Raw genomic sequence first — 13,322 nt, 5'->3', positions numbered from 1 at the left:
TCCGATTAATGTTCTGTAAAAACCCAGATCTTGTTTTGCCGGACCTCTACGATACCGTCTTGCACTTCGATCTCTTTCTCTTCCGCATCGCCCCGGGCGGTATAGCGGATCGTCCCGTTGCGCAGGGTCGAAAGCAGAGGCGCATGGTTAGCCATCACCATAAACGAGCCCTGGCTTCCCGGCAATGTGGCCTTGTCGACCTGCACATTACACCGGATCCCACGCGGGGTTATCACTGTCAGTTCCATATCTTTTTACTTTTGGGCTTCCGCCGCCAGTTGTTCACCTTTGCGGATCGCATCTTCGATCGTTCCCACGTTGAGAAACGCCTGTTCGGGCAGATGGTCTACCTCCCCGTCGAGGATCATGCGGAACCCTTTGATCGTATCTTCGATATCGACCACCACCCCTTCGACGCCCGAGAACTGCTCGGCCACCTTAAACGGCTGCGAGAGGAAGCGTTGCACGCGGCGGGCACGGTTGACCACAATCTTGTCTTCATCCGACAGTTCTTCCATACCCAGAATCGAGATGATATCCTGAAGCTCTTTGTTGCGTTGCAGAATCTGCTTGACGCGTTGAGCGGTCTGGTAATGTTCTTCGCCCACAATCAGCGGATCGAGCACACGGGAAGTCGATTCCAACGGATCTACCGCCGGATAGATCCCCAATTCGGTGATCTTACGGCTCAACACCGTGGTGGCGTCCAGGTGGGTAAAGGTCGTTGCCGGAGCCGGGTCGGTCAAGTCATCGGCCGGCACATAGACGGCCTGTACCGAGGTGATCGAACCGTACTTGGTCGAGGTGATGCGTTCCTGCATCGCCCCCATCTCGGAAGCGAGCGTCGGTTGATACCCCACAGCCGACGGCATACGTCCCAATAGAGCGGACACTTCGGAACCGGCCTGCGTAAAGCGGAAGATATTATCGATAAAAAAGAGAATATCCTTCGGGCCTTCCGTCTCCGTATTGTCGCGAAACGACTCGGCAATGGTCAGACCGGATAAGGCTACCGATGAACGCGCACCGGGCGGTTCGTTCATCTGGCCGAAGACCAGGGTGGCCTGCGACTTGGCAACTTCATCATAATCGATCTTCGTGAGGTCCCAATGGCCCTCTTCCATACTTTTCTTGAACGCGTCGCCATAACGGATCACATCACTCTCGATCATCTCGCGCAACAAGTCGTTACCCTCACGCGTACGTTCGCCAACACCGGCGAAGACCGAGAATCCGTTGTGTTTCTTCGCGATATTATTGATCAGTTCCATGATCAATACCGTCTTGCCTACACCCGCGCCGCCAAAGAGACCGATCTTCCCCCCTTTCGAATAAGGTTCCAGCAAGTCGATCACCTTTATGCCGGTAAACAATACTTCCTGTTTGGTACTCAGATCTTTGAACTTAGGCGGTTCCCGGTGAATCGGCGAACTATTCTCCTGATCCAGCGCTTTCATGCCGTCGATCGGCTTACCGATCACATTCAATAGACGCCCTTTCACCTGATCGCCTGCCGGCACGCGGATCGCCGAGTGCATCGGATAGGCAGCTACCCCACGGCTCAGGCCGTCGGTAGTATCCATCGCGATCGTACGGACCCGGTTCTCCCCAATATGTTGTTGTACTTCGAGCACGAGAATAGAGCCATCAGGAGCATCTATTTCAATGGCATCATGTATATGAGGCAATTCGATCTTTCCTTCTTCATCCCCCTCAAAACAAACATCTACGACAGGGCCAATCACCTGGGTGACAAACCCTTTCTTATCTGTCCTCTTTCTTTCGACAATCATTTTCTTTTTCTCTATTAAAAAGACATTATATGATTAAAACAAACTATACTGCAAATATGTTAACAAATTCGCCGACAAAGATAGTCTATATCCGCCAGAAAATGTGCTAAACCCCCGTTTTTCCTCTTTTTAATATTATTTTGTCATTTCGTCCCTTCCCTACCCGATCTTTCCGTTTGTTGGCGGCGCATAAGCTTCCCGTTTTTTGCCTCGAATGAGAGGGTTAAATCAGTCGTTTGAAAAATAATTTGTTCTTTCTTTGAAAAAAACATTCACTTGGTGTTATGTTTTTATCTTTGGTTTGTCGTTAGAATAGAAATGGATCAGATACAGTTTAAACGGGAAGTGCTGCCGTTGCGGGAAGAGTTGTTATTCTACGCCCAGCGGATGTTAGCCGATAAGGATGAATCAGAGGATATTATCCAGGAGGTCTTTCTGAAATTGTGGTATATGCGTGAGGAGTTGAACCATTATAATAATGTAGCGGCGCTGTCGATGACGATCACCAAGCATTTATGCCTGAACCGGCTGAAGGTGCGCCAGCGAACGTATGAAGATGTAGAAGATGTTACTTTGATCAGCGAAACGCCCACGCCGCATTATCAGTTGGAACAAAAGGATAACCTGGCGAATGTGTTGCGGATTATAGACCGGCTGCCCGATTTGCAGCAGACCGTCCTTCGAATGAAACATATCGACGGATACGAAGTGGAAGAGATCGCTTCACTGACCGGTAGCACCCCCGATGCTGTACGTATGAACCTGTCCCGTGCCCGCCGCCGGGTGAAAGAAATCTTTTTTAAAATGCAAAACTGATGGAAGAGAAGATAAAGCATATAGAAGAGTTATTGGAACGCTTTTTCGAGGGACAAACCTCGAACGCGGAAGAACAAGAGCTGTACATCTTCTTCGGAAGTGACGATCTGCCGGAACATCTGGCTCCCTACAAACCGGTGTTCGGTTATTTCGAAACAGGCTTAATGGAAGAAATACAATCTTCATCGGAAAAGCAGGCATCTGTTAAGCCTTTGCCGCTTCGAAGGAAAGTGTTGATGGTATTGACCAGCGTGGCGGCAGTGGTATTGGCATTTTTCCTGTTGCAACCCTTGTTTACACATCAAAACGAGGAACCCGATCCCTTTGAAGGCAGTTTTATCGTGCGCAATGGCGAACGGATTGATGATCTCGACCAGATCCGTCCCGAACTGGAGTTGAAGATGCAACTCGCCCTCTTGCAGGAAGAACGCGCAGACCGGTTGTTGAACTGGAACGCCGACGATGAAGATCCCCTGCAGATGATCGAACAGGAATTGAAAGCTCAATATTGCGAACTGATCCACCAGTTCCCCGACGAAGCCGTGCAGCAGGAAGTGAAAGATATCTTACAAATCGAATGTGAATAATAACATATAAACAAGTAGAAATTATGAGAACAAAACATGTTGTATTAGCAGTCTTATTCCTGATGACAGGAAGCCTGATCGGTGAACTCCAAGCACAGGAAAATATCAAAGCGGTGATGAATAAATGTATCACGATGGATAACGTCGATGTCAACCGTATCCGCAGTAAAGACCGCACTATTATCACGGTGACGTTCAAAAATAACGATGCATTAATGAACGAGATCAGCGAAGCCTGCCGCAAAGACGAGCCCCAGGCTGAACATATCTCCGAGAGTAAGAAAAATGGAAAGATGGTACCGAACTTTTACCGTTTCGATAAAGGTTCTTTCAGTATCAAGGTCAACGAGGAAGATAATAGCGTCTCCGCCACCTTTGTCGAAGAGAAGGGGGATAGCTTCTACGCCCCGAAAAGAACACAGCGCACGGTGAAGTAAAAATAGTTAGATATAGGTTAACAGCTAAATGAGTAAATATCCCGCCTGCGAAGGTGGGATATTCTTTTTTATAATTTGTATTTCTTCCGGTACTCCTGCGGGGTGTATCCGGTTACTTTTTTGAACTGCTGGTTGAAATTGGAGAGGTTGTTGAAGCCGCATTCATGAGCAATGGTCGAGATTTTAATGTCGGTCTCGACCAATAGGCGGTTGGCATGGCCGATCCGAAACTCGTAAAGGAAGACGGAGAAACTTTTGCCCGTTCTTTTTTTGAAGTACCGGCAGAAGGCCGTGGGCGCCATATAGGCTTGCTGGGCAACATCCTCCAACCGGATCGGACGGGTGAAGTTCTGGATGATGTATTCGTATACGGTATTGAACCGCTCGAAATCGGAGGTGTATATACTTTTTGAGAAACCGCTGCTGGCAAGATATTCAAACTCTTCTTCATTCGACATCGCTTCAAGCAGCAGCAACAATCCGGAAATCCGTTTGAGTCCGTTCTCCTGGAAGATCTGCCGTATCATCTTTCCGATTTTGAGTCGCGAATTCCCCGTGAAGCGGATGCCCCGTTGCGACCGTTCCAATAATAAACGGATAGGCGCCATCTCAGGTAAACTGATAAATTGCAACAACACATCCTGCCGGAACTGAATCACATGGGCGTTCATGTTCAGGTTGGAACCTTCTTCGAGGTATTCGTTGTCGCTTTTCCACCAATGGGAAAGGCTTTCGCCGATCAAACAGACATCACCCGGACCGAATGTTTTGATGCTGTCGCCGATGTAACTCGTTCCCGTACTTTTGACCACCAACAGAATCTCGATTTCCGGGTGATAATGCCAGGGCACGATGAAATGGGGTAACTCTTCTTCGTAGAAAATAAAGGATTGTTCGGACGAAGGAAGTAGTTTTTGATAAATGGGTTTCATGGCTTTTTCATTATAATTATCTCTTCGGGGGCAAGATAAAAAGAAAAATGTTAAGATACCATCATGAGTGGTCAAAAAAAAGCAAATCATTTAATAAAGACTTCTTTATATTTGTAGAAGAAAGGATGCGCCTCAGCATAGCTCAAATAAATTTGGCTCTGCATTCGACTTTCACTTTCTTTGTAGAAGAAAGGATGCGCCTCAGCATAGCTCAAATAAATTTGGCTCTGCATTCGACTTTCACTTTCTTTGTAGAAGAAAGGATGCGCCTCAATATAGCACAAATAAATTAGGGGTTGCCATAAGAACACAAGTATAGGAATTTTTTAAATCTGATGAATTATGAACCACTTTGCACTTATCGATTGGGTAATTTTTGTCATATACGTCCTCGTCATCGTTGGGGTAGGATTATGGGTTTCGCGCACGAAGAAAGGGGAAGAGAAAACCGCTTCCGATTACTTCTTGGCCGGACGCTCGCTTACCTGGTGGGCCATCGGAGCCTCGTTGATTGCCGCTAATATTTCTGCCGAGCATTTTATTGCCATGTCGGGCTCCGGTTATGCGATCGGTCTGGCCGTGGCTTGTTATGAATGGATCGCGGCGGCGGTCTTACTGGTGGTGGCCAAATATTTCCTTCCCGTATTCCTGCGCACGGGTATTTATACCATGCCGCAATTCTTGAATAAACGCTACGACCGCCGGGTCAGCACCAGCTTATCTGTCTTTTGGCTGTTGATGTATGTGTTTGTCAACCTCACTTCCGTCAGTTATCTGGGCGCGCTCGCACTGGAAAAGATCCTGGGTGTTCCTTTGATGTACGGCATCGTGGGTTTATCGCTTTTTGCTGCCATTTATTCCCTGTATGGCGGGTTGAAAGCGGTGGCGTGGACGGATGTCATACAGGTGGTGTTCCTTGTTGGCGGTGGCTTGATCACTACGGTCCTGGCCTTAGATGCCGTAAGCGGTGGCGCAGGGGCTTTTGCCGGATTGAAAGAGATTATCTATCAGGCGCCCGAGCGCTTTACCATGATTATAGAGAAAGGTGTGCATTCCATTCCGGACGGGACCGATGGGGCAATGAAAGATGCGTTTCTGGACCTGCCGGGTGTGGCGGTTATCCTGGGTTCGATGTGGCTGACCAATACCTGTTTCTGGGGATTCAACCAGTATATCATACAACGGGGACTGGCAGCCAAGAGTGTGAAAGAAGCCCAGTACGGACTGACATTTGCTGCATTCCTGAAATTGTTGGTTCCCCTGTTGGTGGTTATTCCGGGTATTGCCGCTTATGTCTTGCAGGCAGATATCAGTAAATCGGACGAAGCTTATCCCTGGCTGTTGAATAATATCGTTCCTCCGGGCATTACCGGTCTGGCTTTTGCCGCCCTGGTTGCTGCGGTGGTCTCTTCTTTGAGTTCGATCATCAACAGCACTTCGACGATCTTCACCATGGATATCTATAAAGAATATGTACGGCCGGATGCCGGAAACAAAGAACTGGTACGTGTCGGGCGTATTGTGGCATTCGTGGCCTTATTGATCGCCACACTGATCGCTCCGAAATTTGCTTCGCTCGATCAGGTGTATCCGATCATTCAAGAGTATACCGGCTTTATCTATCCGGGCATATTCCTGATCTTCTTTATGGGCATCTTCTGGCGGCATGCGACGACCAAGGCGGCTTTGTGGACGGCTATCTTCACGCTGCCGGTAGCCTTTGCCATGAAGTTCCTGATTACCGATATGCCGTTTATCATCCGCATCGGTTATGTGTTTATTGTATTATCTATCCTCTTTGTCGGGTTGAGTCTGCGGGAGAAAAAACATCGGGTCGATGCGCCGGAATTGGGCGACGAGGCGAAAAAGAAAGATGTGCGTTTCGGCTCGGTGATGATTGCCATCTCAGCCCTGGTCGGTATTGTGGCGGCATTCTTCCTGAAGCGGTTCTCTACGTTCGCACTCGATTCGGTTTATGTATTGGTAGTCGGTTTCATCCTTTTGGGCATTGTATTGATCACCAATGCCAAACGTTCCGATATGGATGAAAAAGCTCTGATTTTCGACCGGAAAATATTCAAGACCTCGGTACCTTTCAATCTGGTTGCGATCGGTATCTGTGGTATACTGGCGTTTTTGTATTTCTATTTCTGGTAATATCAAAGAAAGGAATTCGGTATAACAAACTAAAAATCAAGTTTAAATATGAGTTGTAGTCATTGTAGGACTTTGCTGATTAAAGCAAAGCAGGGATCTCTTTATCAAAAAATTACGGCAGAGGATGCCCATTGGGAACACCTGAACTTCTGTGCGCGGACGCTGAAAAAAGAGGAAACATGGACGCAAAACACAGGCCATTCCGAGTATTGCATCGTCTTGTTGGGAGGCAATTTCTCTGTTACGTCCGATAAGGGAAACTGGCAAACTGTGAATGGGCGGGCGGATGTGTTCAGCGGCCTTCCCCATGCGCTTTATCTGCCGGCGCATACGCAATTTACGTTGACGGCAGAAAGCGAACTGTTGGATATCGCTTATAGCTGGGTGGAAACCGACCAGCAACACGAACCCTTATTCGTTACCCCGCAGGCGGTACAGGATATGGGCATTGAATTCCGCGGGGGCGATAATGCGAGCCGGCAGATCAATAGTATGTTGCCTCCCGGCTCACCCTGTCATCGGTTGGTTTGTGTGGAAGTGTATACGCCCTCCGGCAACTGGAGCTCTTTCCCAGCGCATAAACATGACGAACGGAAGGTGGATGCCGACGGGAAACTGAAAGAAGCCTGTCTGGAAGAGATCTATTTTTACAAGACAGATAAACCCCAGGGATTTGCAATTCAGCATGTATATACGGAAGATCGGGAACTCGATGAAATTGTGGAAGCGCATACGAATGATGTGGTGCTTGTGCCGCGTGGCCATCATCCGGTGATTGCCGGGCATGGATACAATGTGTATTACCTGAATTTCCTGGCCGGTAGCGATCAGAGCCTGGCCGGAAGTAACGATCCGGATCACGAATGGGTCTACGGCACCTGGAAAACCATGGATCCGAGACTGCCTTTGGTTACAATAGAAATGAACAAATAAACATATAAAATATGATATCATATTTATGAATAATATAGGATAATAAAAACGGAGGAATTATGAGTACAATAGGAAAAACCCCTTTGCACACCATGACATTAATGAGTCCTACGGAATTTTGGAATGACTCCTGTTCCGTTGCTGATTTAAAGTACGCCATTGATAATGGCGCGGTTGGTGGCACAAGCAACCCGACTATTGTTGGGAGTGTATTGAAAAAGGAAATTGATATCTGGCGGCCAGCTATCGTTTCCCTTATTGAAGAACACCCTTCCGCTACCGAAGATGAGATAGCCTGGAAAATTATGGAAATGATAACTGTCAATGCGGCCAAGCAACTGATGCCTATTTTTACCGAAAGCAATGGACGCAACGGCCGGCTTTCCATTCAAACCAATGCAAAGTATTACAGGAATGCAAACGCTATTGTTGAACAGGCGGTTTATTTCGATTCTCTTTATCCCAATAACAATATAAAACTACCCGTGACCAAAGCGGGAGTAGAAGCGATTGAAGAGCTTACTTATCGGGGGGTAAATATTAACGCAACGATTTCTTTTACGCTTCCGCAGGCAATAGCCGTAGCTGAAGCTGTGGAGCGTGGACTTAGCCGCCGACAGAAAGAGGGTAAGGATATCTCCACGATGAGTCCCGTATGCACACTTATGGTAGGGCGTCTGGATGATTGGTTGAAAGTACAGGTGGCCAAAAAAGGAATTATCACCGAACCCGGTTACCTGGAATGGGCAGGTGTCGCCGTTGCGAAAAAGGCTTATCAAATATATAAGAAACGGGGCTACCGGACAAGACTCCTTATCGCAGCCTTCCGTAACCATTACCATTGGTCGGAATTTATCGGTGCGGAAATGTCCCTGACCATTCCACCGGATTGGCAAAAGAAATACAATGCTTCGGATGTGGAGGTGAAAAACCGTATTGATAACGAAGTAGACCCCCAAATCATCGCGGGACTCCAGGCTAAATTCCCGGATTTCAATAGGGCATACGATGAAAATGGAATGAAACCGGAAGAATTTGAACTCTTCGGATCGACCCGCCGTACCCTCCTTTCATTTATTGAAAGCTATGCGGATTTGCTGAAACTTATACGGCATATTATGATTTCGGATCCGGATGTGAAGGGGGAGTAGGGAATTATGAATTATGAATGTTTTGAATAGCGAGAGCAGAGGCCAAACTCGTTTGGACTATGCCGAGTCATGAAAAACATCTGTTCAGAATGAATAAATTATGAATTACGAAAAGTATGAGATAATGAAAAGACGATTAACTGTAGGACAGGCAGTCCTTGAATTTTTAAATAATCAGTATGTCGAACGCGATGGAGTGGAACATAAGTTCTTTGCCGGTGCTTTGGGCATATTTGGCCACGGTATTGTCGCCGGATTCGGACAAGGATTGTTGCAGCGTCCCGGTTTTAAATATATTGTTACCCGTAATGAACAGGGATCCGTACATATTGCGGCAGCCTACGCCAAAGTGAAAAACCGGCTGGGCGCCTTCGCCTGCCTTTCTTCGATAGGGCCGGGAGCAACCAATATGGTTACGGGCGCGGCTATGGCGACCATCAATCGCCTGCCGGTATTATTGATCTCCGGTGATATTTTTGCCCGCCGCAATGTCGCCCCCGTATTGCAACAATTGGAGTCTGTACAGACACAGGATATTTCCGTGAACGATTGCTTCAAACCCGTGACCCGATACTGGGACCGCATCAATCGTGCCGAGCAACTGATCACCTCTTTACCCGAGGTGATGCGGGTACTGACTTCGCCTGCCGATACCGGAGCGGTTATGCTTTCTTTGCCTCAGGATGTGCAGGCCGAAGCCTACGATTTCCCGGAAGAACTCTTTCGGAAGAGGGTATGGAAAATACCGCGGTTGCGTCCGGATATGAACGTATTAAGTGAAGCGGCACAGCTTATCCGCACGGCCCAAAAACCGATGATTATCGCCGGAGGCGGAGTGATCTACAGTGAGGCAACCGAAGTATTGCAACAGTTTGCCGAGGCAACCGGTATTCCCGTAGCGGAAACGTTCGCGGGTAAAGGATCACTGCCTTATGATCATCCCTTGAATCTGGGTGCCGTAGGAGCAACCGGAACGCCGGGAGCGAATAAGGTCAGCCAGGAAGCGGATGTCGTAATTGGCATCGGTACACGTTATAGCGATTTCACTACTGCCTCCAAAACGGCATTCCAAAACCCCAATGTGCGTTTTATCAATATCAATGTGGCCGAATTTGATGCGTTCAAACAGGCCGCACTGCCTTTGACCGGAGATGCCAAAGCGTGTCTGGAGGAATTACTGGAACAATTGAAAGGCTATCGGACCGATGACGCCTATCAGCTTCAGGCGAAACAGTTTAACCGGGAGTGGGATCAGGAAGTCTCTACGATTTATAAAGACAGTGGAGAACTGCCGGTATCCCAGCTTGAAGTCGTCGGCGCTGTGAATGAAGTGGCCGATCCGAAAGATATCGTATTATGTGCTGCCGGCAGTCTTCCCGGTGATTTACATAAGCTGTGGCGTACGGCACATCCGAAAGGTTTCCACCTCGAATATGGCTATTCGACTATGGGATACGAGTGTGCGGCCGGTATGGGTGCGGCTATGGCTTATCCGGATCATCAGATTTGGGTGATGGTCGGCGATGGAAACTACCTAATGATGAACAGCGAGATCGTTACGTCCATACAGGAAGGCGTGAAATTCAATATTATCCTGTTGAATAACGATGGTTTCCAGAGCATCGGAGGACTGTCGGAATCGTTAGGCTTACAGCGTTTCGGCACGAAATACCGCTACCGGGAAGAAGAGTCCGGCCAGTTGACCGGTGATATCCTTCCGGTGGATTTCGCCGCGAATGCCCGGAGTCTGGGTGCTTATGTGATTGAAGCAACCGATATTCCTTCTTTAAAGAAAGCCATGGAAGAGGCGAAGAAACAAACGCGTACGACGGTAATCACCATCCATACCGACCTGTATAAGTGCGGGCCGGATTTTGCCTGGTGGGAAGTGCCTATCGCCGAAGTGTCTGAAATTGATACCGTGAACGAGGCCTATCGCAATTATGTGGAGCAAAAGAAGAAACAACGCTATTATTTATAAAACAAAATAAAAGAATAAGAAGATGCTAAAGAATTATATCAATGGAGAGTGGGTGGCTTCGACAGGGAGCGCCTCTATCGATGTCGTCAATCCGGCTACCGGGAAAGTGATCGAACAGGTACCGGCAGGAACCGCGGACGATATTGCCCGGGCAGTAGAAGCAGCACAAGCTGCCGCGCAGGCCTGGCGTAATACCCCGGCAGTGCAACGCATACAGTATCTGTTTCGGATGAAACAGATATTGGATGAACACGCGGAGGAGATCGCAGAGATCTGTACGAATGAAAGTGGCAAGACCTATGGCGAGTCGAAAGCCGAGGTGGTGCGGGCGGTTGAGAATGTAGAAGTCGCCTGTGGCATCCCGACGATGCTTCAAAGTGAATTCTCAGAAGATATTGCCGGCGGGATCGATGAGTTTATGATCCGTCAGCCGCTGGGCGTTTGTGCTTGTATTGCTCCGTTCAACTTCCCGATTATGATCCCATTCTGGTTTATGCCGTATGCCATAGCTTGTGGTAATACGTATATCGTCAAACCGTCCGAAAAGGTTCCGATGACCATGACACGCATCTTTGAATTGTTTGAAGCTGTGGGCCTGCCGAAAGGCGTATTGAATATGGTGCACGGCGCAAAGGATACGGTAGATGCTCTATTGGATCATCCGGCTGTTCCAGCCATTAGCTTTGTGGGATCGACAGCCGTTGCCAAATATGTGTATCAACGCGGTACAGCTAACGGCAAACGCATACAGGCACAGGGTGGTGCCAAGAATCCGGTGGTGGTGATGCCCGACGCGGATATCGACACTACGGTTCGAATTATTGCGGATAGTGTATACGGCTGTGCCGGTCAGCGTTGCCTGGCCGCCTCTTTGGTTGTGTTGGTCGGAAAGGCGAAAGAGCTGTTCCGGGACAAACTAGTTGAGGCTGCCAGAAATAAGACGACCGGTTATGGGATGGATCCTGCCGCGGGCATGGGACCTGTGATCACGAAAGAAAGCAAAGAGCGCATCGAGATGTTGATAGACAAAGGTGTTGACGAAGGAGCCTCCCTATTGCTCGACGGACGGAATAAACCGGTATCGGGTTATGAAGAGGGCTATTTTATTCACCCGACAGTATTGGATGATGTAAAACAAGGGACAGATACATTCGCGACCGAGATCTTCGGTCCGGTAATGGGCTTGATGTATGTGGATACGTTAGATGACGCGATCCAATTGGTCAATAGCGGAAATTACGGCAACTCGGCTTGTATCTTTACCCATAGCGGCTCGGCCGCCCGTCGTTTCCGCCACGATGTGATGGCCGGAAATATCGGAGTGAATATCGGGGTGGCTGCTCCGATGGCCTTTTTCCCGTTCAGCGGATGGAAAGACAGCTTCTTTGGCGACCTGCATGCCCAATCGCATCATGCGGTTGAATTCTATACCCAGACAAAGGTGGTGATTGAGCGCTGGCATGATGAATGGAATCGGAAGTTCTGATGCCTTAGAATTTTATTGTCGATGCGCATGGACAGTACTGTCGAAGGGCATGGACAATACTGTCGAAGAGCATGGACAGTACTGCCCATGTGCATCGACAATAGAAAAAACTAGGATATAAAACGATTTAATACAGATAATATATGATAAAAATAGCCAATGCCCCTTGCTCATGGGGTGTATTAGAATTTGAGTTGGAAGGCGAAGCAGCCGGTTATGAACAGGTTTTAGACGAGATGAAAGCCTGTGGTTATGCCGGAACGGAACTGGGCGACTGGGGATTTATGCCCACGGATCCGAAAGCTTTGCGGGCCGAGATGGATAAACGCGATTTCCACTTGTTGGGCGCTTTTGTTCCCGTATTGATGAAAGACCGGACGAAGCATGATGCCGGCGTAGAGCAGGCGGTGAAGACGGCTCGCCTGATGGCAGATGCCGGATTCCCCGAAGCCTTTATCGTCCTGGCCGATGAGAACGGAAGCATTCCCGAACGGACTCAAAACGCCGGCCGTGTAACCCCTGCTATGGGGCTGTCGACCGAGGAATGGAAAACCTTTGCGGAAGGAGCCGATCGCATTGCCCGGGAAGTGAAAAAACAAACAGGGCTGCGCACCGTATTCCATCATCATTGTGGCGGTTATGTGGAAACACCGGAAGAAATAGCCACCTTGTTGACATTTACCGATCCGGAACAGCTGGGACTGGTATTGGATATGGGGCATTATATGTTCGGCGGCGGCGATCCTTTGCAGGCGCTCCGGCAGTATGCCGATCGGATCTGGCATATTCATTTCAAAGATTGTGATCCGGCGATAGCCGCGAAATCACGCGAAGAAGGAATGGACTATTTCCAATCGGTTAACTCCGGCGTCTTCTGTGAATTAGGCAAAGGAGCGGTGGATTTCCAGGCGATTGTAGCAGAGCTTCACCAACAGAACTACGACGAATGGATTGTAGTCGAACAGGATGTACTTCCGGGTATGGGTAATCCTAAAACCTGTGCCCAACGGAACCGGGAATTTATCAAGACATTGGGATTATAAATAAAA

Annotated in this window: 12 protein-coding genes; 9 read left to right on the top strand and 3 right to left on the bottom strand. The window is 48.5% G+C overall.

All coding sequences use genetic code 11. The features are described 5' to 3' along the window. Positions 1 to 5 precede the first annotated feature (5 nt). Both M2133_RS00355 and atpD read right to left on the bottom strand, forming a co-directional pair. On the bottom strand, positions 6 to 248 hold the full coding sequence (locus M2133_RS00355; RefSeq protein WP_277463959.1) for a hypothetical protein: 243 nt from the start codon (positions 246 to 248) through the stop codon (positions 6 to 8). Positions 249 to 254: 6 nt separating this feature from the next. Continuing rightward, positions 255 to 1,793: a F0F1 ATP synthase subunit beta gene (gene atpD / locus M2133_RS00350; protein WP_277463957.1), complete on the bottom strand. Its 1,539-nt coding sequence runs from the start codon at positions 1,791 to 1,793 to the stop codon at positions 255 to 257. A 318-nt stretch (positions 1,794 to 2,111) separates the two neighbouring features. Here atpD and M2133_RS00345 point away from each other — a divergent pair, with 318 nt between their 5' ends. Genes M2133_RS00345 through M2133_RS00335 form a run of 3 tightly spaced genes read left to right on the top strand, consistent with a single transcriptional unit; the run spans position 2,112 to position 3,633 of the window. After that, a complete protein-coding gene (locus M2133_RS00345; RefSeq protein WP_277463956.1) occupies positions 2,112 to 2,609 on the top strand; it encodes a sigma-70 family RNA polymerase sigma factor in 498 nt (165 codons plus the stop codon). Continuing rightward, entirely contained in the window at positions 2,609 to 3,196 is a 588-nt protein-coding gene (locus tag M2133_RS00340) for a hypothetical protein (RefSeq protein WP_277463955.1), read from the top strand. The genes M2133_RS00345 and M2133_RS00340 overlap by 1 nt, the downstream gene beginning before the upstream one ends. Before the next feature lie 23 nt (positions 3,197 to 3,219). Beyond that, a complete protein-coding gene (locus M2133_RS00335) occupies positions 3,220 to 3,633 on the top strand; it encodes a DUF5024 domain-containing protein (RefSeq protein WP_277463954.1) in 414 nt (137 codons plus the stop codon). 68 nt (positions 3,634 to 3,701) lie between these two features. Here M2133_RS00335 and M2133_RS00330 read toward each other — a convergent pair whose 3' ends face one another. Further along, positions 3,702 to 4,565, bottom strand: coding sequence for an AraC family transcriptional regulator (locus tag M2133_RS00330; protein ID WP_277463953.1), 864 nt, complete (start codon positions 4,563 to 4,565; stop codon positions 3,702 to 3,704). 342 nt (positions 4,566 to 4,907) lie between these two features. On the opposite strand from M2133_RS00330, the gene M2133_RS00325 reads away from it, so the two are divergent. The 6 genes from M2133_RS00325 to M2133_RS00300 all read left to right on the top strand — a co-directional run bounded on the left by M2133_RS00325 (position 4,908) and on the right by M2133_RS00300 (position 13,316). After that, the gene (locus tag M2133_RS00325; protein WP_277463952.1) at positions 4,908 to 6,722 is read left to right on the top strand and encodes a sodium/solute symporter; all 1,815 of its coding nucleotides are present in this window, start codon (positions 4,908 to 4,910) and stop codon (positions 6,720 to 6,722) included. A gap of 72 nt (positions 6,723 to 6,794) precedes the next feature. Beyond that, positions 6,795 to 7,655, top strand: coding sequence for a 5-deoxy-glucuronate isomerase (iolB, locus tag M2133_RS00320; RefSeq protein ID WP_277463951.1), 861 nt, complete (start codon positions 6,795 to 6,797; stop codon positions 7,653 to 7,655). Between the two features lie 59 nt (positions 7,656 to 7,714). Next, positions 7,715 to 8,806 carry a transaldolase family protein gene (locus M2133_RS00315; RefSeq protein WP_277463950.1) on the top strand — a complete coding sequence of 364 codons (1,092 nt, stop codon included), beginning with the start codon at positions 7,715 to 7,717 and terminating at the stop codon, positions 8,804 to 8,806. Between the two features lie 124 nt (positions 8,807 to 8,930). Further along, positions 8,931 to 10,787: a 3D-(3,5/4)-trihydroxycyclohexane-1,2-dione acylhydrolase (decyclizing) gene (iolD, locus tag M2133_RS00310; RefSeq protein WP_277463949.1), complete on the top strand. Its 1,857-nt coding sequence runs from the start codon at positions 8,931 to 8,933 to the stop codon at positions 10,785 to 10,787. Positions 10,788 to 10,809: 22 nt separating this feature from the next. Next, positions 10,810 to 12,273, top strand: coding sequence for a CoA-acylating methylmalonate-semialdehyde dehydrogenase (locus M2133_RS00305; protein WP_277463948.1), 1,464 nt, complete (start codon positions 10,810 to 10,812; stop codon positions 12,271 to 12,273). Between the two features lie 143 nt (positions 12,274 to 12,416). Further along, positions 12,417 to 13,316: a sugar phosphate isomerase/epimerase gene (locus tag M2133_RS00300; RefSeq protein WP_277463947.1), complete on the top strand. Its 900-nt coding sequence runs from the start codon at positions 12,417 to 12,419 to the stop codon at positions 13,314 to 13,316. Positions 13,317 to 13,322 lie beyond the last annotated feature (6 nt).

This window comes from Parabacteroides sp. PF5-6, from assembly GCF_029504695.1.
Taxonomy (GTDB): Bacteria; Bacteroidota; Bacteroidia; order Bacteroidales; family Tannerellaceae; genus QVMG01.
This window is presented reverse-complemented; position numbering and strand designations above follow the sequence as displayed.